The 22,850-nt window shown below is 59.8% G+C and carries 23 protein-coding genes and 4 tRNA genes; 6 read left to right on the top strand and 21 right to left on the bottom strand.

The window, feature by feature from the left end:
• The first annotated feature begins 73 nt into the window (after positions 1-73).
• A complete protein-coding gene (gene rfbA / locus QMQ05_RS06785; RefSeq protein WP_345474068.1) occupies positions 74-982 on the top strand; it encodes a glucose-1-phosphate thymidylyltransferase RfbA in 909 nt (302 codons plus the stop codon).
• Positions 983-1,047: 65 nt separating this feature from the next.
• Here the strand turns inward: rfbA and QMQ05_RS06780 are convergent, their stop codons facing one another.
• Positions 1,048-1,749, bottom strand: a complete 702-nt coding sequence (locus QMQ05_RS06780; protein ID WP_345474067.1) for a class I SAM-dependent methyltransferase — start codon at positions 1,747-1,749, stop codon at positions 1,048-1,050.
• A 272-nt stretch (positions 1,750-2,021) separates the two neighbouring features.
• Here QMQ05_RS06780 and QMQ05_RS06775 point away from each other — a divergent pair, with 272 nt between their 5' ends.
• The gene (locus QMQ05_RS06775; protein ID WP_345474065.1) at positions 2,022-2,633 is read left to right on the top strand and encodes a sunset domain-containing protein; all 612 of its coding nucleotides are present in this window, start codon (positions 2,022-2,024) and stop codon (positions 2,631-2,633) included.
• 201 nt (positions 2,634-2,834) lie between these two features.
• Here the strand turns inward: QMQ05_RS06775 and ilvC are convergent, their stop codons facing one another.
• The 4 genes from ilvC to ilvD form a co-directional block, all read right to left on the bottom strand.
• Positions 2,835-3,866, bottom strand: coding sequence for a ketol-acid reductoisomerase (gene ilvC / locus QMQ05_RS06770; RefSeq protein ID WP_345474063.1), 1,032 nt, complete (start codon positions 3,864-3,866; stop codon positions 2,835-2,837).
• Between the two features lie 103 nt (positions 3,867-3,969).
• Positions 3,970-4,488, bottom strand: coding sequence for an acetolactate synthase small subunit (gene ilvN, locus QMQ05_RS06765; protein WP_060701399.1), 519 nt, complete (start codon positions 4,486-4,488; stop codon positions 3,970-3,972).
• A gap of 3 nt (positions 4,489-4,491) precedes the next feature.
• Positions 4,492-6,375 carry an acetolactate synthase large subunit gene (locus QMQ05_RS06760; RefSeq protein ID WP_345474059.1) on the bottom strand — a complete coding sequence of 628 codons (1,884 nt, stop codon included), beginning with the start codon at positions 6,373-6,375 and terminating at the stop codon, positions 4,492-4,494.
• A 287-nt stretch (positions 6,376-6,662) separates the two neighbouring features.
• A complete protein-coding gene (gene ilvD / locus QMQ05_RS06755) occupies positions 6,663-8,375 on the bottom strand; it encodes a dihydroxy-acid dehydratase (RefSeq protein WP_434063179.1) in 1,713 nt (570 codons plus the stop codon).
• Between the two features lie 108 nt (positions 8,376-8,483).
• On the opposite strand from ilvD, the gene QMQ05_RS06750 reads away from it, so the two are divergent.
• A complete protein-coding gene (locus QMQ05_RS06750; protein WP_334123847.1) occupies positions 8,484-8,945 on the top strand; it encodes a hypothetical protein in 462 nt (153 codons plus the stop codon).
• A gap of 78 nt (positions 8,946-9,023) precedes the next feature.
• Here QMQ05_RS06750 and idi read toward each other — a convergent pair whose 3' ends face one another.
• Genes idi through QMQ05_RS06710 form a run of 8 tightly spaced genes read right to left on the bottom strand, consistent with a single transcriptional unit; the run spans position 9,024 to position 15,271 of the window.
• Positions 9,024-9,545, bottom strand: coding sequence for an isopentenyl-diphosphate Delta-isomerase (gene idi / locus QMQ05_RS06745; RefSeq protein WP_334123846.1), 522 nt, complete (start codon positions 9,543-9,545; stop codon positions 9,024-9,026).
• A gap of 26 nt (positions 9,546-9,571) precedes the next feature.
• Positions 9,572-10,435, bottom strand: a complete 864-nt coding sequence (locus tag QMQ05_RS06740) for a prenyltransferase (RefSeq protein ID WP_022876959.1) — start codon at positions 10,433-10,435, stop codon at positions 9,572-9,574.
• Positions 10,432-10,791: a lycopene cyclase domain-containing protein gene (locus QMQ05_RS06735; protein WP_345474057.1), complete on the bottom strand. Its 360-nt coding sequence runs from the start codon at positions 10,789-10,791 to the stop codon at positions 10,432-10,434. Before QMQ05_RS06735 ends, QMQ05_RS06740 begins: the two co-directional genes overlap by 4 nt.
• Complete coding sequence (locus QMQ05_RS06730; RefSeq protein WP_334123844.1) at positions 10,781-11,143, bottom strand: lycopene cyclase domain-containing protein; 363 nt, start codon at positions 11,141-11,143, stop codon at positions 10,781-10,783. Before QMQ05_RS06730 ends, QMQ05_RS06735 begins: the two co-directional genes overlap by 11 nt.
• Complete coding sequence (gene crtI, locus QMQ05_RS06725) at positions 11,140-12,732, bottom strand: phytoene desaturase family protein (RefSeq protein ID WP_345474055.1); 1,593 nt, start codon at positions 12,730-12,732, stop codon at positions 11,140-11,142. The genes QMQ05_RS06730 and crtI overlap by 4 nt, the downstream gene beginning before the upstream one ends.
• On the bottom strand, positions 12,729-13,670 hold the full coding sequence (locus QMQ05_RS06720) for a phytoene/squalene synthase family protein (RefSeq protein WP_334123842.1): 942 nt from the start codon (positions 13,668-13,670) through the stop codon (positions 12,729-12,731). The genes crtI and QMQ05_RS06720 overlap by 4 nt, the downstream gene beginning before the upstream one ends.
• Complete coding sequence (locus QMQ05_RS06715) at positions 13,667-14,776, bottom strand: polyprenyl synthetase family protein (RefSeq protein ID WP_345474053.1); 1,110 nt, start codon at positions 14,774-14,776, stop codon at positions 13,667-13,669. The genes QMQ05_RS06720 and QMQ05_RS06715 overlap by 4 nt, the downstream gene beginning before the upstream one ends.
• Positions 14,777-14,779: 3 nt before the next feature.
• The gene (locus QMQ05_RS06710; protein ID WP_345474050.1) at positions 14,780-15,271 is read right to left on the bottom strand and encodes a MarR family winged helix-turn-helix transcriptional regulator; all 492 of its coding nucleotides are present in this window, start codon (positions 15,269-15,271) and stop codon (positions 14,780-14,782) included.
• Positions 15,272-15,383: 112 nt separating this feature from the next.
• On the opposite strand from QMQ05_RS06710, the gene QMQ05_RS06705 reads away from it, so the two are divergent.
• Both QMQ05_RS06705 and QMQ05_RS06700 read left to right on the top strand, forming a co-directional pair.
• The gene (locus QMQ05_RS06705; RefSeq protein ID WP_345474048.1) at positions 15,384-16,229 is read left to right on the top strand and encodes a TspO/MBR family protein; all 846 of its coding nucleotides are present in this window, start codon (positions 15,384-15,386) and stop codon (positions 16,227-16,229) included.
• On the top strand, positions 16,226-17,692 hold the full coding sequence (locus tag QMQ05_RS06700) for an SDR family oxidoreductase (RefSeq protein ID WP_345474046.1): 1,467 nt from the start codon (positions 16,226-16,228) through the stop codon (positions 17,690-17,692). The genes QMQ05_RS06705 and QMQ05_RS06700 overlap by 4 nt, the downstream gene beginning before the upstream one ends.
• A gap of 12 nt (positions 17,693-17,704) precedes the next feature.
• Here QMQ05_RS06700 and QMQ05_RS06695 read toward each other — a convergent pair whose 3' ends face one another.
• From QMQ05_RS06695 to QMQ05_RS06660, 8 genes are all read right to left on the bottom strand, one after another.
• Positions 17,705-18,253: a MarR family winged helix-turn-helix transcriptional regulator gene (locus tag QMQ05_RS06695; protein WP_345474044.1), complete on the bottom strand. Its 549-nt coding sequence runs from the start codon at positions 18,251-18,253 to the stop codon at positions 17,705-17,707.
• Positions 18,254-18,391: 138 nt separating this feature from the next.
• A tRNA-Leu gene (locus QMQ05_RS06690) sits at positions 18,392-18,476 on the bottom strand.
• A 91-nt stretch (positions 18,477-18,567) separates the two neighbouring features.
• Positions 18,568-19,059, bottom strand: coding sequence for a thioredoxin-dependent thiol peroxidase (bcp, locus tag QMQ05_RS06685; RefSeq protein ID WP_345474042.1), 492 nt, complete (start codon positions 19,057-19,059; stop codon positions 18,568-18,570).
• Between the two features lie 66 nt (positions 19,060-19,125).
• Positions 19,126-19,198: transfer RNA gene (locus QMQ05_RS06680), tRNA-Lys, on the bottom strand.
• Between the two features lie 492 nt (positions 19,199-19,690).
• A complete protein-coding gene (locus QMQ05_RS06675; protein ID WP_345474039.1) occupies positions 19,691-20,203 on the bottom strand; it encodes a hypothetical protein in 513 nt (170 codons plus the stop codon).
• A 259-nt stretch (positions 20,204-20,462) separates the two neighbouring features.
• Positions 20,463-20,846, bottom strand: a complete 384-nt coding sequence (locus QMQ05_RS06670) for a hypothetical protein (RefSeq protein ID WP_345474037.1) — start codon at positions 20,844-20,846, stop codon at positions 20,463-20,465.
• A gap of 658 nt (positions 20,847-21,504) precedes the next feature.
• Positions 21,505-21,580 (bottom strand) — tRNA-Lys (locus tag QMQ05_RS06665).
• A 42-nt stretch (positions 21,581-21,622) separates the two neighbouring features.
• Positions 21,623-21,698, bottom strand: a tRNA-Lys gene (locus QMQ05_RS06660).
• Positions 21,699-21,872: 174 nt separating this feature from the next.
• Here QMQ05_RS06660 and QMQ05_RS06655 point away from each other — a divergent pair.
• The gene (locus tag QMQ05_RS06655) at positions 21,873-22,805 is read left to right on the top strand and encodes a 2-hydroxyacid dehydrogenase (RefSeq protein WP_345474035.1); all 933 of its coding nucleotides are present in this window, start codon (positions 21,873-21,875) and stop codon (positions 22,803-22,805) included.
• Positions 22,806-22,850: the final 45 nt, after the last annotated feature.

Genomic DNA, 22,850 nt, shown 5'->3' with positions numbered 1-22,850 from the left:
CAGTAGGAACCTAGCAATTCTCGAGTATGACCACGCTGACGGTACTTGCTGACGCATCGATACGCTCACGGGTATGAAGGGGATAATTTTAGCTGGGGGTACCGGGTCGCGTCTGCACCCGATCACGCGCGGCATCTCGAAGCAGCTCGTGCCGGTCTTTGATAAGCCGATGATTTACTATCCGTTATCTACTCTCATGTTGGCGGGTATCAGAGACATCTTGATCATCACGACGCCACAAGATGCACCACAGTTTCGCAATCTCTTGGGTGACGGTTCGCAATTTGGAATTCAGCTCACTTACGCTGTCCAGCCAAAACCCGAAGGTCTAGCTCAGGCATTCATCATCGGTTCTGCGCATATCGGCGACGGGCCGGTAGCTCTTGTCCTGGGAGACAATATCTTCTACGGTCCAGGCTTTGGTACCCAATTACGCCACTACGCTAATCAACCGGGGGCCACTATCTTCGGGTACTGGGTCAAAGATCCCACTGCCTATGGTGTCGTGGAGTTCAATAGTTCTGGGCGTGCCATTTCGTTGGAAGAAAAACCTCTGGATCCCAAGAGCCACTACGCAGTTCCAGGCCTGTATTTCTACGATAATTCAGTGGTCGAGAAAGCCGCGAAGCTTCAGCCATCAGCCCGTGGCGAATTGGAGATCACTGATATCAACCGGCTGTATCTCGATGAAGGTCAGTTGAATGTCACCGTACTAGCCAGAGGCACTGCGTGGTTGGATACCGGAACCTTTGATTCATTGAATGATGCATCCAATTTCGTTCGTACCGTAGAGTCGCGTCAAGGGTTGAAGGTTGGTGCACCTGAAGAAGTCGCGTGGCGGCAAGGATTCATCGATGTTGACCAGCTCCGTAGGCTCGCAGAGAGTCTGGGCAAGAGTGGCTACGGTGACTACCTGCGGCAAATCGCGGAGCAAAAATTCCTTGATCCTCACCATTCAGACCTGTCTTCTGCGCTTCAATGAGCGTCAAAAGACAGCGCGACCTAGGTCAAATTAACGGGCTTGGGAAGTTCTATGCAACGAGTTAACTAGTGAGCGTGCAAGGCGAAAAACAAGAAGCTCAAGAACGCGTCGCGTTCGCGAAGCTGTTCGGGAACAACTTCAGGAGGAGCATCCTTCACATAAGGAGGCTCCCACACGCGATCTATGGTGAATCCGCTTTCTAGTAATGCGGTCATCGTTTCATGTAATGGCCGGTGCCAGTAGGTTAATTGCGCGGGCTCTCCGCCAAGGGTGACGTCATCGGTGTACTTGGTGAGTTTGAAGTAGTCGGTTCCCGGGTGATTAAAGGGATAGAGGATCGGATGATTCACCGAGAGAAGCAAACGCCCACCAGGTTTGAGTACCCTGCGAACTTCAGACAAGGCGAGAGTCCAGTCGGGTAAATAGTGGAATACGAGCGATGCTACGGCATCATCAAATGAGTCGTTTGGGTAAGGTAATTCTTCACCGAGTCGAGCGACCTTGAGATCTGCTTGAGCTCCCAAGCGTTCCCTCGCTAGGTCAATCATTGCAGTGCTGGCATCAAATCCTGAGACCTGAGCACCGCGACGTAGTAATTGTTCCGTCAGTGGCCCGGCGCCACATCCGATATCGAGAATCCGTCGGCCGGATACCTCGCCGGCCAGTTCCAACATAGCTGGGCGTTCATAGTATGCGTTCAAGAGGCTGGACTCGTTTTCCGCCACGTAGTCCAGTGCAAAGTCATCGTAGTTGCTATCAGTGTCCATGCAGATTCCTATTCGCGGATTTTTGCTACATCCTACCAATCTGATGCATACCCTCCCACTGGCCTTTCAGTACTTCGTGGCCTGAATAAAAGTGAAAGATCGGCCCCCACTACGGGAGCGGTACCAGCGTAATATTCACATCCAATTCCTCGGACATCAGCCCCAGAAAATTGGGAGACTAAGTCGCAGATTTCGGATTCAGGAATGAAAGCTTAGAATACGCTGAGAGGACTTTCAGGTTCTCGAATCGCAATCGACCTTCATGGGGAAAAATGAATAAACTCATTCAGCGCGCACTCGCTGTTTTTGCCAGCGCCGCGCTCATTCTTTCGGGCGCTTCAGTAGCTTCTGCTGCTCCGCAGCCAGCTGCTGCGCCAACTATCAGTGTCGCCGCGGCTAAGAAGACTGTGCCGGTCACTATCAAGACCATCGGCACCAAGACCGTCAAGGGCAATGCCAAGGCCACGATCAAGCCTAGCTATTCCAAAGTCAAGAACGTTCAGATCAAATCTGCTCTCCTGAAGGTCACCAAGGGTAAGAAGACGGTTGCCAAGAACAAGAAGTCAGTGAAGCTGGCAGCAGGTACTTACAAAGTCACCACCACCGTGAAGTACAAGTACAAGGGCAAGACTTCTTCGGTTTCCAAGACTCAGACCCTGCAGGTGAAGAAGGCTTCAACTTCAACCAAGCGTTCGGTGAAGATGAATGGCAAGTCCTACAACTGCCCATCGGGCTACCCAGTGAAGGGAAACCGCACCGGTAGCAAGAGTGAATGGAAGTACCACGTGCCTGGTGGTCAGTTCTATTCCCGCACCAAGCCAGAAGAGTGCTTCAAAACCGCAGCTGATGCTCGCAAGGCTGGTTACCGCGCTTCGAAGCGCTAAACCCCAGACAGCGAGTCAGTATCCCTCGCGCCATACCGCATGAAGCATGCCCGGTCTTCTCCAGTGAAATGGAAAAGACCGGGCATGCTTCATTTTGTTCAATCTTCTAAAGACTAAAAGCAAAATGGTTCGGTGCCCTTCCCCTGTCTGAGGAAGGGCACCGAACCATTTATAAGACGCTACGACGCGTGGTGGCCGAGCTTAGCGAGCTACGGAGCCGTCCACGTAGTCATCCGAAGATGCATCCGAGATCCAGGAGAACAGCGAACGCAGTTCGCGGCCGGTGGTCTCGATTGGGTGAGCTTCACCCTTGGCACGCAGTTCCTTGAACTCTGGAGCGCCAGCCTTCTGGTCATCCATGAAGCGCTTAGCGAAGGCACCGGACTGAATGTCAGCCAGTACAGCCTTCATGTTTTCCTTCACCTCTGGGGTGATCACGCGTGGGCCGGAAACGTAGTCGCCGTACTCAGCAGTGTCAGAGATGGACCAACGCTGCTTGGCGATGCCACCTTCCCACATCAGGTCAACGATCAGCTTCAGCTCGTGCAGAACCTCGAAGTAAGCGATCTCTGGCTTGTAGCCAGCTTCGGTGAGAACTTCGAAGCCGTACTGAACCAGCTGCGAGGTACCACCACAAAGAACAGCCTGCTCACCGAACAGGTCGGTTTCGGTCTCTTCGGTGAAGGTGGTTTCGATAACACCAGCGCGGGTGCCACCGATGCCTGCTGCGTAGGACAGTGCCAGTTCCTTGGCGCCACCGGTGAAGTTCTGCTCCACTGCGATCAGGTCAGGGATACCACGGCCAGCTTCGAATTCGCGGCGTACGGTGTGACCTGGAGCCTTAGGTGCAACCAGGGCAACGTCAACGTTGGCTGGTGGCTGGATGAAGCCGAAGCGGATGTTGAAGCCGTGGCCGAAGAACAGGGCGTTGCCCTCTTCGAGGTGCTCGGCGATCGACTCGGTGTACACCTGAGCCTGAACCTGGTCTGGGGTCAGGATCATGATGACATCTGCCCAGGCTGCTGCTTCAGCAACGGTGGAAACCTTCAGGCCTTCAGCTTCAGCCTTGGCGCGGGACTTGGAGCCCTCAGCCAGACCAACAACTACCTCAACACCCGAATCGCGCAGGCTCAGTGCGTGTGCGTGACCCTGGGAACCGTAACCAATGATGGCTACCTTCTTGCCCTGGATGATTGAGAGGTCTGCGTCGTCTTCGTAATACAGATCAGCCACTGTAGTTCTCCTTATTTGTGCTCTGGCTTATTAGCTCAATTTCTAAGCTAGATGCCAAGTATCTAAAATTTGTAGTTCGTGTCCGTAGAAGTCTTGAATGCCCTTAGGCGCTCAAGGTCTTCAATGCTCGATCGCTCATGGACTTGGCGCCGCGGCCTACCGCCAGGGTGCCGGACTGGACGATTTCGCGAATGCCGAAAGGCTCCAGTACCGCCAGTAGCGCTTCGATCTTTGCGGCGTTGCCGGTGGCTTCTACCACCAGCGAGTCGGTGGACACGTCGATGACTGAGGCACGGAAGAGCTCCGCGGCCTGGGTCACCTGCAAGCGGGTCGCCGCGTCGGCGCGCACCTTGATCATGATGTGGTCGCGCTGCACCGAGGTTTCCGGAAGCAGCTCGACGATCTTGATGACGTTGATCAGCTTGTTCAGCTGCTTGGTCACCTGTTCGAGGGAATCTCCCTCGGCGTCCACTACCACGGTCATGCGGCTAATGCCGTCAATTTCCGTGGGGCCTACGGCCAACGAGTGAATGTTGAAGGCACGGCGGGCGAAGAGGCTGGCTACTCGGGTCAGTACCCCGGGTACGTCTTCAACCAGTACCGACAGCGTATGCTTTGCCATGTTCTAGTCCTCTTCTTCCCATTCTGGGGTCATGCCACGGGCAATCTGAATCTGATCGTTGCTCACGCCCGATGGAACCATTGGCCACACCATCGAATCTGCCGAAACGACAAAGTCGATCACGACCGGACGGTCATTGATTTCCAAGGCCTTCTGGATGGTCGCATCAATGTCTTCGTCGCGTTCACAGCGCAGACCTACACAGCCGTAGGCGTCGGCTAGCTTCACAAAGTCAGGAACTCGTGCGGTGCCGTGTCCGGTGTTCAGATCCGTGTTGGAGTAACGGGAATCGTAGAACAGGGTCTGCCACTGGCGGACCATCCCCAGCGAGGAGTTGTTGATGACCGCGACCTTGATCGGAATATTGTTGATCACGCAGGTAGCCAACTCTTGGTTGGTCATCTGGAAGCAACCATCCCCATCAATGGCCCAGACCACGCGGTCTGGTTGGGCGACCTTGGCACCCATGGCGGCGGGTACCGAGTAGCCCATCGTGCCCAGGCCGGCCGAGTTCAGCCATGAGCGCGGACGCTCGTACTTGACGAACTGGGCAGCCCACATCTGGTGCTGACCCACGCCGGCAACATAGACGCCTTCAGGACCGGTGAGTTCACCGATGCGCTGGATCACGTGCTGTGGCGCCGAGAGGCCGTCCTGAGTTTCGGTGTAACCGATCGGGTAGGTCTCACGCAGGCGCTTGAGCAGACCCCACCAGCTGGAAAGATCCTGCTGTGGTTCGTTCTCAAAGCGGGTTGCGCAGGCTTCCTGGAGCTGCGGGATGATTTCTTCCAGCGAACCCACGATTGGCACATCGGCCACACGGTTCTTGGAGATCTCTGCCGGGTCAATGTCAGCGTGAATCACCTTCGCATTAGGGGCGAAGGAGGAGAGCACACCGGTGACTCGGTCATCAAAGCGGGCGCCGAGGGTGATCAGCAGGTCCGACTGCTGCAGTGCGGTCACTGCGGAGACGGCACCGTGCATGCCTGGCATACCAACGTGCTGTTCGTGCGAATCTGGGAAGGCACCGCGGGCGGTCAGGGTGGTGACCACTGGCGCGTTAATGTATTCCGCAAACTCCTTGAGCTCTTCGTGGGCGTTGGCTTTGATGACGCCACCACCAACGTAGAGCACGGGACGGATGGCCCCTGCGATCAGCTTGGCTGCTTCACGAAGCTGCTTGTTGTGTCCTCGGGTCACTACGCGGTAGCCGGGAAGGTCTACCTTGGGCGGCCAGGAGAAGGTCATATCCGAGGTCTGGGCATCCTTGGTGATATCCACCAGGACCGGACCGGGACGACCGGTCTGGGCGAGGTAGAAGGCACTGGCCAGAGTCTTGGGAATGTCTTCAGCGTTGGTGACCAAGAAAGCGTGCTTGGTGATCGGCATCGTGATGCCGACAATGTCTGCTTCCTGGAATGCGTCAGAGCCAATGAAAGCGCTATTGACCTGACCGGTGATTGCCACCATTGGTACCGAGTCCATATTGGCATCGGCCAGTGCGGTGACGAGGTTGGTTGCGCCTGGTCCGGAGGTGGCGATGCACACGCCAACCTCCCCGCTCACCATGGCGAAACCCTGTGCGGCGTGGCCTGCACCCTGTTCGTGGCGGACCAAGACGTGGTTGATCTTGGTCGAATCCATCAGTGGATCATAGGTGGGAAGGATGGCCCCACCTGGTAATCCGAAGACGTCTTTGACGCCTAGTTCTTCCAGCGAGCGGACGATGGCTTGTGAGCCCGTCATCTGTGTGGGAGCAACGATATTATTCGGACCCTGTACCGGGTTCGAAGCTTCCACAACGGAAGAGACAGCGGCGGCGGCATCCTTAGATCGATTGATTGACTTCGCAACCGACGCCGGATTGGCGGGTGTTGAGTTGCTCATCGGGATCCTTTCCATTTCTATCTCTTCGTTTGCGCATAAAAAACGCCCCGCGGCCGTCACTGATGACGAAAGGGGGCTTGCGCGTTACCGATGTTCTGTTCGCTTAGTGCGACAGCGTCTCAGGCTCCGCGCCTGATAACTAGTAGAACATCGAAGTTTGTTTGCATGTCTCTAGTTTTCTCTACCCAAGGATAAAGTTCAACTAGACACCCCGTTCATCTCATTATATGAGATGCTTGTCCATTGTGTGGACACCGTTGTGATCCACACGTCGGACTATCACTTATCTAGCCGCAATATGCGCCCGTCGAAGCCGAATTGACCAATTTTGCGTACTTCGCCAAGACCCCAGAGGTAAACTTCGCCGGCAGTGGCTTCCAGCCAACTTTGCGGGCTTCCAGTTCCTCTGGCTCGACCAAAAGGTCAAAGCTTCGAGCGGAGATATCCACTCGAATCTTGTCCCCGTCGCGCACGAAGGCGATCGGTCCGCCATCCACGGCTTCGGGAGCTACGTGTCCAATACATAGCCCGGTGGTACCTCCGGAGAAACGTCCGTCGGTTAGCAGCAGAACGTCCTTGCCTAAACCAGCACCCTTAATGGCACCGGTAATGGCCAGCATCTCGCGCATACCCGGCCCGCCCTTAGGGCCCTCGTATCGAATCACTACGACATCCCCGGCCTGAATCTGCCCAGCATCCAACGCTTCGAGGGCACCTTGCTCACGTTCAAAGACGCGCGCGGTTCCTTCAAAAACATCGGCGTCAAAGCCAGCAGATTTCACCACAGCACCTTCTGGCGCCAAGGAACCGTGAAGCACAGTGACGCCACCGGTCTTATGGATGGGATTGTCTATGGCGCGCAGAATCTTGCCATCAGGATCTGGTGGGGCGATGTGTGCCAAGTTTTCGGCCATCGTCTTACCGGTCACAGTTATGCAGTCGCCGTGGAGCAGTCCGGCATCAAGCAGCGCCTTCATCACGACCGGCACACCGCCGATACGGTCTAGGTCATTCATGACGTAGCGGCCGAAGGGCTTGAGATCCGCGAGGTGTGGCACTTTATCGCCGATGCGGTTGAAGTCGCTGAGCGAAAGATCCACTTCGGCTTCTCGTGCAATGGCCAAGAGGTGCAAGACCGCATTGGTTGAACCGCCAAAGGCCATGGTCACGGCGATGGCGTTTTCAAAAGCTTCTTTGGTCATAATGTCGCGGGCGCGAATGCCCTTGCGCAGCATGTTCACCACGGCTTCTCCCGAACGGTGAGCAAACATATCGCGGCGTCGATCCGCCGACGGTGGGGCGGTAGAACCCGGAAGGCTCATGCCCAGGGCTTCACCGATCGAAGCCATGGTGTTGGCGGTATACATTCCACCGCAGGCTCCCTCCCCCGGGCAGATGGCCCGTTCGATGGAGTCCAAGTCTTTTTCGCTCATACGACCGGCGGCGCACGCGCCCACTGCTTCAAAGGCGTCAATCAGAGTGACATCTTTTTCGGTGCCATCCTCTAGCTTCACCCAGCCAGGCATGATGGATCCGGCGTAGAGGAATACAGAGGACAGATTCAATCGCGCCGCGGCCATCAGCATGCCCGGCAAAGATTTGTCACATCCAGCCAAGAGTACTGATCCGTCGAGGCGTTCGGCCATCATGACTGTTTCCACGGAGTCAGCAATGACTTCTCGTGAAACCAGGGAGAAGTGCATCCCTTCGTGGCCCATGGAAATTCCATCAGAAACTGAGATGGTTCCGAATTGCATGGGGAAGCCGCCGCCAGCGTGGACGCCTTCTTTGGCGCCCTGGGCGAGGCGGTTCAGCGAAAGATTACAAGGGGTTATTTCGTTCCATGAGCTGGCAATACCAATCTGAGGTTTTGCAAAGTCATCATCACCCATCCCGACAGCGCGCAGCATTCCGCGCGCCGGAGCGGCATGGATACCATCGGTGACCACACGGGAACGTGGTTTGATATCTGGCATAGCATCCTGGCTCATAAAATTCATTCTAGTCGTCAATATGACCAATGAGATAACCTATGACGCGACCGTGACACATTTCGATAAATGTTCTCACTGATCAAATTGTCCAAACTTATCGGTAGAGTATGAGTCATGGACAACCGCCCAGACGAAAATCCAGCCGAGCAGGTCAAGGCCCGTCTCCATGAGGCCTTCGACTCGCAGATCCCTAACTTCGCCAGCTACAACCTCGTGGCTGGCACCGGCATCGCCGGTTCCGGAGGGCTCAAGGTCATTGGATATCGGCGCCAACCAGCAGAACTGATCATCGCACCAGTGAATGCGAATGATCTGAGCGCATCGGAAGACGCCATCAACATCAACAACACCAACGTGAACCAGCTCGCGGAGCTCAATGACGGTGGCTATGAAGTGGCCACGTCAACTGGTCGCGTTTTCCGCTTCAGCGTTCCGGAGAAGCCAAGCATCGATTTCCACATTGATGACGCGGTGACCGTTGGCGCACAGATTGATCAGGAATCCGACGCCCGCGACTTCGCAGAATTCATGGATCACTTCATGAACACCATTGAAGGCACCGAAAACTTCGTATAGCTGCTGGCCTGAGATCCCAGCTGGCGATGGCCACCGGTGGATGCCTCAGGGCATCGGCCGGTGGCCATTGCCACAGCGCTAGCCTCGACTGCGGTAGAGCTCCATGCCATTGGCCTGCATGACCAGCCACGGGCTAAAAGCCCAGGGAGTTGCCCGCGCCGATTGGGCCAGGGCCCCGGGCTCCACCCAGCAGTAATCCATGACTTCCTCCGGATTCGCGGCGATCTCCCCTGCCGCGATCGCCGTGAAGACCGGGCAGATTTCATTCTCCACGATGCCCGAGGCATCCACGGCCCGGTAGCGGAAGTCCGGAAGCGCCATCCGCACGTCCCGGACCTCCAGGCCCAGCTCCCCCTGCGCGTGGCGCGCCAGGGCACGCTCCAGGTCCTCCCCCGGCTGCGGATGCCCGCAAAAGGAATTAGTCCACACTCCCGGCCAGGTCAGTTTTCCCAAAGCCCGGCGGGTGGCCAGCACCTGCCCGGCATCGTTGATCACGTGGCAGGAGAAAGCCTGGTGCAAGGGGGTATTCGTGCTATGCACCGTCTGCTTGGACTGCGTGCCGATGGGCTGGCCATCGGCGGAAAGCAAGATGACATCCATTCTTTGCCTCTACTTCTTGATCGTGGTTAGCCCGTGAACACGGCGGTGGAAATGAGCAGCATGGTCAGCAGGAATCCGCACAGGTAATTAATCCATAAAAATCTCTTCCACGCCCGGTTAACCGTACCCGACGAGTCATCGTCCACGCCCACATGCGGGAGCACATTGAGCACATAGGGCACAGCCAGCAGGCCGGCCAGCCGCGGCAGGCCCGACACGCCGAAAAAGATCATGGCTCCGGCCAGCACATAGGCGCCAAGCACCAGGAACACCGTGGGGCGAGCGCCCAGGGATGCCGCGATGGACCCGAGCTTCGCCGCCCGATCGGGGATGATGTCCTGCACCGCGCCCAAGGCATGGCTGGCCACGCCCCACAGCAGGAACGCGCCGAAAACCATCCACTGGGTCCGGTGCACGGGAGCACCGGCCAGGATCCACCCGTAGACCGCCGGGGAGACAAAGTGCACGGCGCTGGTCAGCGAATCCAGCCCGGCCCGCTCCTTGAACCGCAGGACCGGGAGGCTGTAGGCCAGCACGGCGGCCATCGAGCCCGCCAGCACCGCATTGGCTGCCAGGTCGCCGGCCAGCACCAGCACGGCCAGGAACGGTGCGGCCAGCACCAGGCAGGCCAGCAGGATCATTCGATGGCTCTGCCGGGCCAGCAGCGCGCCTTCGATGCCGCCCTTGCGCGGGTTGCGCAGATCCGACTCGTAGTCGAAGACGTCATTGACCCCGTACATCACCAGGTTGTAGGGGAACAGGAAGAAGAGGCTGCCCACGATGAGCATCGCATCGAGCCCGCCGCCGGCCAAGAGATAGGCGGCGGCGAAGGGATAGGCGGTATTCACCCACGACACCGGCCGGGAGGTGGCCAGAATGGCGCGAATCATGATTGCGGGGTCCTTCCGGTTGGCTTAGCAGAACGCTGGCTGGCTGCTCGGCGGCGCTCCAGCGGCTCGGTGAGCCACCAGAGCCCGGGAACCAGGAGCACCGCGCAGGCCGCGTAGAAGAAATCCTCGATCGGCGCCAAGCCCACCCGGACCCCGGACAGCGCGTGGCTTCCATAGTCGAACAGGCCCGCGGCAATCATCAGGTTGTCGAAGACCGCGGTGAGCAGCAGCATCAGGCCCATGGAAAGCAGCATGGGCCGCGCCACGGTGCGCAGCCGCCGTCGGCTGGCCAGCAGCCCCGCCAGGAACACGAGGCTGGCCGCGGCGAGGAACCACAGGCTCATTTCAAGAAACATTGCCCGGCTCCTTGGGATCGGTGCGGCCGCCGCGGCTGGGGCGCGGACTTCGGGCGCCGAGCCGGTGCGTGCCGGCCACGGCGATCATCGAGCAGTAGCAGAGGAAAACCAGGAAGAACACCTCTTCAAGCGGGAATTGCTCGCCCACCATGATCCCGGTCATCAGCTCGGATTCCTTGTGCACGAAAATCCCGCGTTCGATGGCCAGGACATCCCAGAGCACGAAGAACCCGGTGCCCGCGGCCAGGCACAGCAGCGCCCGCAGCGGCGCAGCGAAGACGAAGAGCGTGAACCGGGCATCGAGCAACGCCATGCAGGCCAGAAGGAAAAGCAGGAGGCCCAGGTAGATCATGCCCCCGCCTTCCCTTCAGAGCCGGCCAGCGGCTGCTCGCCCAGCGGGCCCGGGCCGGCGAGGCCCAGCACCGCCTTGGCCGCAAGCTCCCCGCTGATCAAGCACATGGGCACGCCGATGCCCGGGCGCACGGTGCTGCCGGCATAGTGCAGTCCCGAGACCCTGGTGCTGCGATTGCCCGGGCGCAGCATGGCGCTTTGGCCCAGCGTGTGGGCCAGCCCGAGGGCCCCGCCACGGTAGGCCCCGTACTGCTGTTCGAAATCCGCAGGCCCGATGCTCTGGCGCACCACGATGCGCTCGCGCAGGTCCTGGATCCCGGCCCAGGCGGCGAGCTGGTCGATGGCCGCGTCGGCCACCTGCTCCACCATGCTCTCCCCGCTGCCGTCGGCACCGCCATGGCCCCATTCAGGGGCGGCCGGGGCGGGGACGAGGATGAACAGGTTCTCGCAGCCCTCCGGCGCGACGCCGGGATCCGTGGCGCTGGGCTTGCACACGTAGATGCTGGTTTCCCCCTGCAGGGCGCGCCCCTGGCGGATCCGCGCGAAATTATCGGCCCAATCACGGGTGAACAGCAGGTTGTGGTGCCGCAATTCCGGCAGTTCCCCGGTGACGCCCAGGCACACCAGGACCGCGCTGGGCCCCGGGTCCCGGCGCGCGAAGCTGCGCGCCGAATGGGTTTGCAGGCGTTCGGGGAGCAGCCGGCGATCAAGATGCTGCGCATCCGCCGCTGCAATGACATGCTGCGCCGGGGTCCGATGGCGTTGGCCGTGAGCATCGATCCATTCCACCGCGGTGACCGCGGCCTGGCCCCGGGAGCTGGTCTCGATGGCGGTGGCCGTGGCGCCCAATCTGATGTCCGCCCCATGCTGCGCCGCCAGATCGGCCATGGCATCCGCCAGCGCGGCGAACCCGCCCATCGGGTACTTGACGCCGTCGGCCAAATCCAGGTGGCTCATCAGCTGGTACAGCGCCGGAGTGCGCTCCGGGCTGGACCCGAGGAACACGGCCGGATAGCCCAGGATCTGGCGCAGTTCCGTGCTCTGGAAGCGCCGCGCGAGATACTTCTCCAAGCTCGATCCCAGCAGCGGCGCCAGCTGCGGGAGCCGGCGCAGGATCGCGGGCTTGAGCAGTGATCCCGGCGAGCTGAAATCGTCGTACAAGAAGTGCTGGAGGGCCAGTTCATAGCCTTCGCGCGCGGTGCGCAGGTACTCGTCCAGTACCGGCGCGCTGCCGGGTTCCAGGGTCTCGAACAGCTCGCGGACCGTGGTGCCGGTGCCCACGTCCACCGGTGCCTGCCGCCCCTGGAAAAAGGTGCGGTAGCCGATGGGCAAGGGGCGCAGATCCAGTTGCTCTCTGGCGCTGGTCCCCATCAGGGAGAACCAGTGCTCGAAGACCTCAGGCATGAGGTACCACGACGGGCCGGTGTCGAATCGGAAGCCGTCGCGCTCGAGGCGTCCCGAGCGGCCCCCGACATGGTTGTGCTGCTCCAGCAGCGTGACCTTGCATCCCCGGGCCGCGAGCAGCCCTGCGCTGGCCAGTCCGGAGAATCCGGCGCCGATGACCACGACGTCCTGCGGCAGGCCGCTCATTTGCCGCCCCCTGCCTGCGTCTTGGCTTCCCTGGGTGATGCCCAGGGCACGAGCACCCGTGCGGCGATCAGCGCCTTGCGGCCGGTGGAGACCGAGATGCGGGTGCGCAGCAGCTGATGCGCGGGGGCCGCGGCCAGTTGGCGGTTCAGCTCCTGGAAGAGGTCATGGGCCAGGCGGACGGCGCGGGCTGCCGGCGGAGCCAGCAGTTCCAGCCCGGAACGCGCGGTGGCCAGGTCGGCATCGATCTGCTCGACCAGTAGGGTCTTGTCCGCTTCGCCGAAGTCCCGCGCATCGATGCCCGGGAAGTAGGCGCGCCCCAGATCCAGGCTGTCCTGGGCCAGATCGCGCAGGAAGTTGACCTTCTGGAAGGCCGCTCCGAGGCTGCGGGCCGAGCGCTGGGCCTGTTCCACCTGCTCCGGGCGCAGCTCGGGGGCCGAGTCGATGGCGCGGAAGACCTGCAGGCACATCAGCCCGATGACTTCGGCCGAGCCGTAGATGTAGTGCTCCAAGCTGTGCGCGTCGTGGGTTGATGTTGTCAGGTCCGCCCGCATGGAGCAGAAGAAGGGGGTGGTCAGCTCGGTGCCGATGCCGGTGGCCCGGGCGGAGAGCGCGAAGGCATGCACCACCATGTTGGTGCTGTAGCCGCGCTGCATCGCGCGCCGGGTTTCGGCTTCCAGGTCATCAAGGCAGGCCGCGATGTCCCCGGCGTCCAGGCCGGCCTGCTGCGCGACCCCGTCCACGATTTCATCGGCGAGCCGCACCAGGGCGTAGATGTTGGCGATATGCGTGGCGCTGGCGGCATCCAGCAGCCGGCAGGCCAGCGAGAAGGAGGTGGAGTACTGCTCGAGCAGCACCTTGGCGCTGCGCTGGGCGGTCAGCGAGTACCGCTGCAATGCCGGGGCTTGCGGGGCGATGCCCCGGGGCTTGATCAGGTTCATCGGCTTCGATTCAGAATCAGGTGGCTGCAGGTGCGAAGGAGCGCCTGGGCCTCATCGGGCAGATCGAGGAAGGCCACCGAGCCGGTGGCCCGCGCGCACAATTGCTCGGCAAGCTGCCGGGCGAAGCGCTCGGCTCCCTGGGCCGTCAATTCCTCGCGGATTTGCTGGGCTGGAATGCGGCCGGACCGGAACTCGGCCAGCAGGGCCGCGAACTCGGGCTGCTCGGCGGCCAGCGCCAGCAAGATGGTGCTCTTGAATTCACGCAGGTCCGATTCCACTGACTTCCCGGTGCGCAACGGGTCCCCGAAGGTGCCCAGCACATCGTCGATGACCTGGTAGGCCACGCCGAGCTGGCACCCCACGGTGCCCAGGTCATCGGCCTGCGAGCTGGAAGCCCCGGCCAGCAGCGCCCCGGCCTGCAGCGGCAGCTGGAAGGAGTAGGCCGCGGTCTTCAACTGCTCCATGCGCAGCACTTCGCTGGTGGTCGCCGGCGTGGCGCCCAGGGAGAAGAGCAGGTCCTCGAGTTCGCCGGCCCCTGCCTGTTCGATGCCCTGGAAGAAGGCCTGCTCCACCGCGGCTTCCGCGTCGGTCCCCGCGGCGGCCTTGATGGCGTGCTTGATGGCCTCATTGATCAGCAGGTCCCCGGCGATGATCGCCACCGAGTTCCCGGCATGCTCGGCCTCGGCCAGGCTCCGCCCGGCCGCCGTCGCCTGATCCCGGTAGCGGGCCGAGATGGTCGGTTCGGAGCGGCGCACGAAGTCCCTGTCCACCACGTCGTCGTGGATCAGCAAGGCGGTGTGCAGCAGCTCGAAGGCGCACCCCAGGTCAATGGCCCGCGCTTCGTTGCGGCCGCCGAAAGCGCGGTAGCCGAGCATGACCAGGGCCGGGCGCATCATCTTGCCGGTGGCCAGGCCGCCGGAAATTTCCGCCCAGAGATCGGCGGCGGTCCGCGAGTAGGCGGCTGCCCGGGCTTGTGCCTGCGCCCCGATCTGGGCCAGGCGCTGGCTGATGGCCGCGCGGGTGGGGTCGTCGATGAGCCGGGCCTCGGCGCTGTTCGGCTGGGGGTCGGCGGGTTGGCCGCGATGGCTTCGTGTGTGCGTGGTCATTGGTCACTGCTCCGGGGGCGTGGTGGGGGTGGATGTGGGGGCTGCGGGCGCCGTCGCGCCGGTGGCGTCCAGCTCCCGATGGATCTGGGCCAGCAGCTGGCCCAGCGCGAGGCGGGTCGGCTCATCGAGCTGGGAGTAGAACCGGTGCAGGCCGCGCAGGAGCACCATCGAGGCGCCGGCATTCTCAGGGAATGCACGGCCCGGGCGCACCAATGTCCGGCGTCGATCCGATCCGTGGTGCTCGCGCTGGACCATCTGCCGGGCCTCGAGGCGATCGAGCACCGAGGTGATCCCGGCCGAGGAAAGCCCCAATTCCCGGGCGAGTTCGCCGGGGCTGGGCGTTTGCCGGGAGCGCAGGAGGTTGACGGCCCGCAGATCTGTATCGTTCAGGTTGAGGCTGGAACGAAAACGCACTTCACTCTGTGCATAGGCACGCTGCAGGCCCAGGAGCACCCGGAACAAATCCGAGGTTCGAAGCGGTGGTGTGTGGCGCATGATCACTTATCTCGAAAGGTTGATATTTAGCTTATCTAGATACATCATGGTTTAACTATCTCGTTTTGTCGACCCGGATTTGGAAATCTTTGAAGAACCTGTGGAGGACCCCGTGAATCGATCGCCTGACCCCGCACTATCGCCCGGTGCCCAGCGCATCGGTGATCCGCTATGGACCACCCCGTTGCTCACTGCCCTGTCCCTGCTCATTGCCATCGCCGTATCCTTCATCGGCAGCGGCGCCTTCGGCGGAACCCCGGTCCAGCAAGTTGCCGGCGGCTACCTGAGCGCCGATGCGACCCTGCTGGCCCCGGCCGGGCCCGCCTTCTCCATCTGGAGCGTGGTCTACACCGGGCTTGCTGTCTATGGCGTCTACCAGCTCACCGCCCCGGGACGGCGCTCCGGCTGGGGCGGGAAGCTCAGGGTTCCGGCGATGATCTCGGCCCTGCTCAATGCCGCCTGGATCTCCGTGGTCCAGCTGGGTTGGCTCGGCTTCAGCGTGATCGTCATTTTCGCGCTCGTCGCCGTCCTTGCCTGGATGATCCGCCTCATGTCCACCGGAACCCCGGGCTCACGCACCGAGTACTGGGTGATCTGGCTGACCTTCGGGCTCTACCTCGGGTGGGTCTGCGTGGCCAGCATCGCGAACGTGGCCGCCTGGCTGCTCTCGCTGGGCGTCGGCGAAGGTGCTCGGTGGGCCCCCGCAGCGGCCGTAGCGCTGCTGGTGGTTGCCGCGCTGGTGGCCATGGCCATCAGCTACTACGCCGGCAATGCCTTCGCCGCCTTGGCCATCAGCTGGGGCCTGGCCTGGATCGGCGTGAGCCGGTTGGCCGGGAGCAACCCCTCGGAGATCGTTGGCTATGCCTCGTTGGGCTGCGCGCTGGCCGCGTTGCTCGGCTCGCTGCTGATTGCGTGGCGGCGCAGAACCACGGCCGGTACCGGCGGGAGAATTTCATGAGCCTGATCGCCGTAACCGGAGCCACCGGATACATTGGCGGGCGGCTAGTCCCTCGGCTCCTGCGCAACGGGCATCAGGTGCGGGTCTTCACCCGGGACGCGCAGCGCCTTCGCGACATTCCGTGGCACGACGAGGTCGAGATCATCGAAGGCGATCTGGAAGACGCCGAGGCGGTCAATCGGCTGTGCCGTGGCGTCGCGCTGGTCTACTACCTGGTTCACTCGATGTCCGGCACGCGCAATTTTGCCGAGCAGGAAAAGAACTGCGCAGCCATCATGGCCCGGGCCGCGAAGCAGCAGGGCGTGGAGCAGGTGGTGTACCTCTCGGGCCTGCACCCGCAAGGGCAGCTGAGCGAGCATCTGGCATCGCGCGTGGCCGTGGGGAAGATCCTGGCCTCGTCGGTGGATACCCTGGTGCTCCAAGCAGGACTGGTGATCGGGTCGGGGTCCGCTAGCTTCGAGATGATCCGGCATTTGAGCGACGTGCTGCCGGTGATGCCGGCTCCGCGCTGGGTCACCAATCAGGTCCAGCCCATCGCCGTGCGCGACGCGCTGCACTACCTGGTCTGCGCCGCGCAGCTGAAGGAGCCGGTGCAGGGCGTCTACGATATCGGCGGCCCGAAGGCCTACAGCTATGCGCAACTGATGAAGATCTACGCCCGCTGCGCAGGCCTGCGCGAACCCTCGGTGTGGGCCCTGCCCCTGCTGACGCCGCGGCTGGCCTCGCACTGGGTGAACCTGGTCACCCCGCTGCCGCGCACCCTGGCCTCGGCTCTGGTGCAATCCCTGCAGCACGACTGCGTCATGGGCTCCCGCGAGATCGACACGCTGATTCCCCCGCCGGCGGAAGGCTTGTGCGACTACCCCAGGGCGGTCGAGCTGGCGCTGGAGAGAATCGAGGCGGACGCGGTGGAGACCACATGGGCCACGGCCCATCCGCTGTCGTCACCAGCCGAGCCCTTGCCGTCCGACCCGCAATGGGCCGGGCGCAAGAGCTACAGCGACGTCCGCAGGTCCACCACGACGGCCAGCGCACCAGAGTTGTTCCAGGTGGTACAGCGACTCGGCGGGGACTCCCCCTATTTCGCCTTTCCCACGCTGTGGAAATTGCGCGGGCTGCTGGACAAGCTCGCCGGAGGCGTGGGCTCTGGCCGCACGCGGCGCTCCAAGAGCACCTTGGCCCTGGGCGATGTGCTGGACTGGTGGCGCGTGGAAGCCCTCCAGCAGGACCGACTGCTGCGATTGCGGGCTGAAATGCGCGTCCCTGGCCAGGCATGGCTGGAGTATCGGCTGAGCCCCCAAGAGAACGGGGAGACCGAGCTGGTCCAACGCGCCGTGTATTTCCCACGCGGCCTGTGGGGACGATGCTACTGGTGGGCCGTGTATCCCTTCCACGGGATCATCTTCCCGGCCACCATCAAGAATATCGTGACGGCCGCCGAACACGATAACCAGCAGGTGTAGGCCATAGGCCCGCTACTGCCCCTGCTCCGTGGCCTGCGCCAGGCTCCCCTCCAGCGCATCAGAGGTCGCCGAGAGAAAGCGGATCACGATCTGGCGCTCCTCGGCGGTCATGGAGCGGGCGACTTGGAATCGTTGCGCGTGGTGCCGTCCCACTAGCTCGCGCGCGGCCAGGTGCGTCTGCTCGGTGACTTCGATGCATTGCGAACGCCGGTCGGTGGGATGCTGGCTTCGCCTGACATGGCCGTTGGCTTCAAGCCGGTCGACCATCTTGGTCACCGAGGCACTGGATATCCCCAGGTACTCGCGATGGTCCGACGGGGTCAGCACCTTGCCCGTGTTCTTCGCGGCAATCATCGGCCGCAACGCCCGCATATCCGTCTCATTGAGTTTCATGAAACGTTGCGAACTGCGCATGATCTTGCGTTCGATTTGCCTCATGCGCCCCATTTCAGCCATGATCTGCTCGAGATCCGAGGCGCTGATGTTCCGGCGATCAATCAGGATCTGCTGCGGGTCAGATGCCGCCAGCCCGTAGGTGGTAGGCAAACACTCTTCGGCCATGACGGTTCTCCCTTGCCGCGACGTGGGGCAGCGGTCACCGCCGCTGACTAACTGCCTATTTCGATACTACGCCCGCGGACAAGCCGCGAGGCATGCAAAAACCCTGCGATCCAACAACTGGGACCGCAGGGTTTTCTCTGGTGCGAGTAGAGAGACTTGAACTCTCACGTCCGAAGACACTGGAACCTAAATCCAGCGCGTCTACCAATTCCGCCATACTCGCTAGCGCTACACCGAGAACCTTAGTTCTCGAAGGCGACCTCATTTAGTGTAGCGGAAGTTTTGCCCGATATGAAATCGGGCGGCTCACCAACCTATTTTGAGTCAATTCCCAAGTCACGACGGAGCTTTGCTACGTGACCGGTAGCACGAACATTGTACTGAGCAAGAGTGACCTTGCCCTCTTCATCTAGCACAATGGTCGAACGAATGAGGCCCTCATAGACGCGGCCATAGTTCTTCTTTTCGCCCCATGCACCGTAGGCTTCCGCCACAGCGTGATCCTCGTCGGAGAGTAGCGGGAAATTCAGTTCCTCTTTGTTCACGAACTTTTCAAGCTTCGAAACTTTGTCTGGAGAGATGCCCAGAACCTGGTATCCCAATGACTTCAACGATTCCAGCGAGTCGCGGAAGTCACAGGCCTGCTTGGTGCAACCTGGGGTTGAAGCTGCTGGGTAGAAGTAGATGATGGTTTTTTGGCCGCGGTAGGCAGATAGGGCTACCGAATTGCTGGCAGCATCCTGCAAAGTGAAATCAGGAGCCTGGTCACCAACGGACAGTCGTGCGGTAGTTTCGGAAGTACTCATAGTTGAACCCCTTCTCGTCACGGTATACAAAAAATCCGACCTGAATTATTCAGATCGGATCAACCGTGCGCCCCCCGGGACTTGAACCCGGAACCTAATGATTAAGAGTCATTTGCTCTGCCAATTGAGCTAGAGGCGCATATCGCTCTGACTAGATCATTTCCATAACCCGTCGTTGCAACGTAGACAATCATAGGCAGAAACTAGCCAAAATCAAAAATCGGTACCCGTCCCCTAAATAACGCAAAACATCAGGTCAAAACGCATATTATCGACGAGAATGAAATTTATAGTAATCCAAGACACAAAGAATTTTTATGCACTCACTTGTCGGAAATGAATTGAGGCATGACCGCCGCACTGCCGCACCACTACCCGTGGCCAGTAGAGTCCGTGTCATGGAGAAGTACATACTTGCTATCAGGGGCGAGCAAGGGCGGACGGAGCGAAGTCATGGTCAACCAAGCGCAATGCGAGAGTAGATCCACTACCTCTCGCAGTATGGCGGCGTGCCCCACCGCCCATGGGGGTCCCGGGCTCCACGCCGCACCAAGAAAACCACAGATGAATTGAAGAAGCCGCCCTTTGCTCCATACGGGGTCAGAACGTGCAGAATGGGCTCCAAAAATGATTAGTGGAGACGGATACTAAACCGTCGAGTTACATTCAGTAGATCTGGATCATCTACGTATATTGCCTGTCCGTCGCTCGCGGAGACCAGATCGTTGTCCAGCCCGTCATCGGTGCGTCGCATCCAAAACGCCCAACAGGTACCAACACCGTGTCGGGAAGTGAAACGGATACCGTCAGCGAAGCTACCATCATGAAGCCACAAGTTACGCAGTCTCGTGGAAATCAAGGTGGTCAGCTTGCGATCTGCTCCGAGTAGGTGGGATAGGTCCACTGCTTTCACACCACAAGTTTTGGCGATTTCAGGACCAAAATTCCGGTCAATATAAGCCAGTGAATGTGCCGTGCCTAGATCAAACCAGACGAGTTCTTCCCTGCTGCTCAGTTCGTAAATCCGGCGCCCTTCACACCAGTGTTTAGGAAACGTTCCAGGTCCATCATGCCCGAGCTCTCGCTGTTCCTCGATGTAAAGGGAGTGGGCCTGCGCGGGTGTGATCCCGAACCGTTCTGCCATGAAGTCGATAGCCGTGCGAACCTCCCGGTCCAGCCGGTACCCGTAAAGGCATTCAGTAAATGCGCCGAGACGCGTGGACGCTGCATATAGTGTGCGGCCAGGAGTGTCATACCTGTTCCACACTCCAACGTCACCCGGGAAGAAATAACCACGTTCTGGGGATTAAGCGCACCGTAGCTTTCAGTCGCGATGCGAAAGCCAGCCAGTGGTTCCCGCACGATACTTGGCTGCCCGTCCACTTCTTCCGGTGCGCTGCTCATTATCCACTATATCCACCTGAGGACATGGCCCCCGCTGCATCAATCACGGCCTTGAACCGATCTTGATGAATGGCCTCGACTGGCGAAATCTCATCGAGCCAGGGATTAGCACCAAGAAACCATTGACGCGCTACCTGCTCTCCATCAACGTCGGAGACCATCACCCACGCACGGTGAGCCAGCAGAATGCGAGCCTGAGACGTGTCCGAAGGGATCGTTCCATTCTCTTTTTGCCAGCGGTAGCTTGCCTTGGGGTCCTTGGCGCCTGCTAATGCGGAAACCATTGCAGCCCCGAGGGACGCATTTAGCCTCCGCACAATTTCTCGGAAGTCCATGCGGGAAGTTTCCGCATGGACTGATCCTATCGTCGATGTGGTTCCCATTTGTCAGCCTTTTCCTTACGTTCTGTTTTATTTAGGCAACCAACTAAACCGGCACCCGCGCCTCAAGTTGGTGTACCGGAACAATCATTTTACCACTTATTTACCACTAATATAAGTATCAGTATCACACCTTGAATCAACCAGTTCACGCACTAAGTTGAAAATGCTTCATGAGCGAGAGTGGCACCTGGCATAAACTCGCTTCGGACAGCACGCTGGCATGCAGGCTACGTGCGCAGAAGGTCACCGCACCAGGAAGCAGCGGAAGCGGAGTCCTGGTAAAGGCAGTTCATGTGGCCACGATGGTACCCACGGCTCGCTCGCACAACTTCTTTGCATCGAACTCTGTCGCATACGGTCATGAAAGGTCCAGCACATCGCAGGGATTCTTTAACCCACCCTTTTCAGCGCGCCATGAAAGAACTTAGTAGACCGCCCCTTGATCAAGGTGCGCTATTGCATAGACCACGCGTTCTCAAGATGACGGGTGCAGTTTTCTATAAATGTCGCTTACGCATGAATGGAGATCAAGATTATCGCCCCAGGCCACACCGCAAAGCCAGCGACAGCGACAGCGGGCAAAAGAAAATTCATTTCACACAAAATGAGACAAGGTCCGAATCACTACCTAACTTAGTAGTTATTCGAACCTTGATTTTGGTGCGCCCCCCGGGACTTGAACCCGGAACCTAATGATTAAGAGTCATTTGCTCTGCCAATTGAGCTAGAGGCGCGTATTTATTTATCAGCATATAGTCGGAAAAGCGACTATATGTTGGTGCGCCCCCCGGGACTTGAACCCGGAACCTAATGATTAAGAGTCATTTGCTCTGCCAATTGAGCTAGAGGCGCCCGCTGCGATGTTCTAGAAGCTTTTTGGGGCTCCGCGCTTTCGCAACGAGATAGAACTCTACCAGCTTTATCCCCCAGCGCAAATTCGAAAGGTGCAGATCAGCGGTGACCTTCATTACAGGATATGACTAGGGGTTACTTCTCAAGCGCCAATGGCGTTTGTAGAGTGAATCCATGAGCGCCCCACGAACTATTTCACTCCCCAGCCAAGAACTCATTGATGCAGTCGGCCAGTTCCCACAAAATCTCAAGCCAGTACTGTGGGATCTACAGAATGACCCGCAAGTACCACTGGAGGACATTGATATTGCGGTCATGCCTTATATGGCTACCGCCAATACCTTGCGCAATGTTCGCAAGGCTCCCAACCTGAAGATAGTTCAGACTCAGACCACGGGCTATGACGGAATGGTTGAGCTTATTGGAGACCGGGCCAACATCAATACCGCCGCCGGCGTTCACGCTGCTTCGACCGCGGAAATGGCCATCGGCCTAGCCATTGCCTCGTTACGCGGATTCCCGCAGTCGGTACGAGACCAGCAGGAGGGCCACTGGAATCCTCATCAGTGGCCAGGGTTAGCCGACCGGACCGTCGGACTTGTTGGTGTTGGTGGAATCGGCGAAGAAATCCGTAAACGGTTGGCACCTTTTGAGGTCAACTTGCTGCGTTTTGGTTCTTCAGCTCGCACCGATGAGCACTGTCAAGTCCACGCCACCACCGAGCTGGCAAAATTTGCACCGCAGATAGAGGTGCTGATTCTGATTGTCCCGCTTAATGATTCAACCCATCACCTAGTAGATGCCAAACTCCTTGCTCAGCTTCCCAATGGGGCCACCATTGTTAACGTTGCACGTGGTCCAGTTGTCGACACGGATGCTCTTGTGGCCGAAGTCGCTTCAGGCCGACTCAACGTTGCCTCTGATGTTTTTGATCCGGAGCCACTACCGAAGGACCACCCACTGTGGGGCTGCCCCAATGCACTGATCATTCCGCACAACGGCGGTAATACCGGGGCATTCTTCCCACGCATGGTAAAGCTACTTCAACGACAGTTAGTCGCATGGTCCGCAGGTGAAGCGGGCGAGAATCTCGTACACCGTAGTTAACGATTCGGCGACAGAATTTGCTCCCGGGAGGTTCAGCTCCCGGGA

The organism is Glutamicibacter sp. B1 (genome assembly GCF_039602135.1).
GTDB lineage: Bacteria > Actinomycetota > Actinomycetes > Actinomycetales > Micrococcaceae > Glutamicibacter > Glutamicibacter ectropisis.
This window is presented reverse-complemented; position numbering and strand designations above follow the sequence as displayed.

Bases quoted from the DNA above. Each gene is read 5' to 3' on its own strand.
- rfbA (WP_345474068.1), top strand. From the start codon at position 74: ATGAAGGGGATAATTTTAGCTGGGGGTACCGGGTCGCGTCTGCACCCG.
- QMQ05_RS06780 (WP_345474067.1), bottom strand. From the start codon at position 1,749: ATGGACACTGATAGCAACTACGATGACTTTGCACTGGACTACGTGGCG.
- QMQ05_RS06775 (WP_345474065.1), top strand. From the start codon at position 2,022: ATGAATAAACTCATTCAGCGCGCACTCGCTGTTTTTGCCAGCGCCGCG.
- ilvN (WP_060701399.1), bottom strand. From the start codon at position 4,488: ATGGCAAAGCATACGCTGTCGGTACTGGTTGAAGACGTACCCGGGGTA.
- QMQ05_RS06760 (WP_345474059.1), bottom strand. From the start codon at position 6,375: ATGAGCAACTCAACACCCGCCAATCCGGCGTCGGTTGCGAAGTCAATC.
- ilvD (WP_434063179.1), bottom strand. From the start codon at position 8,375: ATGAATTTTATGAGCCAGGATGCTATGCCAGATATCAAACCACGTTCC.
- QMQ05_RS06750 (WP_334123847.1), top strand. From the start codon at position 8,484: ATGGACAACCGCCCAGACGAAAATCCAGCCGAGCAGGTCAAGGCCCGT.
- idi (WP_334123846.1), bottom strand. From the start codon at position 9,545: ATGGATGTCATCTTGCTTTCCGCCGATGGCCAGCCCATCGGCACGCAG.
- QMQ05_RS06740 (WP_022876959.1), bottom strand. From the start codon at position 10,435: ATGATTCGCGCCATTCTGGCCACCTCCCGGCCGGTGTCGTGGGTGAAT.
- QMQ05_RS06735 (WP_345474057.1), bottom strand. From the start codon at position 10,791: ATGTTTCTTGAAATGAGCCTGTGGTTCCTCGCCGCGGCCAGCCTCGTG.
- QMQ05_RS06730 (WP_334123844.1), bottom strand. From the start codon at position 11,143: ATGATCTACCTGGGCCTCCTGCTTTTCCTTCTGGCCTGCATGGCGTTG.
- crtI (WP_345474055.1), bottom strand. From the start codon at position 12,732: ATGAGCGGCCTGCCGCAGGACGTCGTGGTCATCGGCGCCGGATTCTCC.
- QMQ05_RS06720 (WP_334123842.1), bottom strand. From the start codon at position 13,670: ATGAACCTGATCAAGCCCCGGGGCATCGCCCCGCAAGCCCCGGCATTG.
- QMQ05_RS06715 (WP_345474053.1), bottom strand. From the start codon at position 14,776: ATGACCACGCACACACGAAGCCATCGCGGCCAACCCGCCGACCCCCAG.
- QMQ05_RS06710 (WP_345474050.1), bottom strand. From the start codon at position 15,271: ATGCGCCACACACCACCGCTTCGAACCTCGGATTTGTTCCGGGTGCTC.
- QMQ05_RS06700 (WP_345474046.1), top strand. From the start codon at position 16,226: ATGAGCCTGATCGCCGTAACCGGAGCCACCGGATACATTGGCGGGCGG.
- QMQ05_RS06695 (WP_345474044.1), bottom strand. From the start codon at position 18,253: ATGGCCGAAGAGTGTTTGCCTACCACCTACGGGCTGGCGGCATCTGAC.
- bcp (WP_345474042.1), bottom strand. From the start codon at position 19,059: ATGAGTACTTCCGAAACTACCGCACGACTGTCCGTTGGTGACCAGGCT.
- QMQ05_RS06675 (WP_345474039.1), bottom strand. From the start codon at position 20,203: ATGGCAGAACGGTTCGGGATCACACCCGCGCAGGCCCACTCCCTTTAC.
- QMQ05_RS06670 (WP_345474037.1), bottom strand. From the start codon at position 20,846: ATGGGAACCACATCGACGATAGGATCAGTCCATGCGGAAACTTCCCGC.
- QMQ05_RS06655 (WP_345474035.1), top strand. From the start codon at position 21,873: ATGAGCGCCCCACGAACTATTTCACTCCCCAGCCAAGAACTCATTGAT.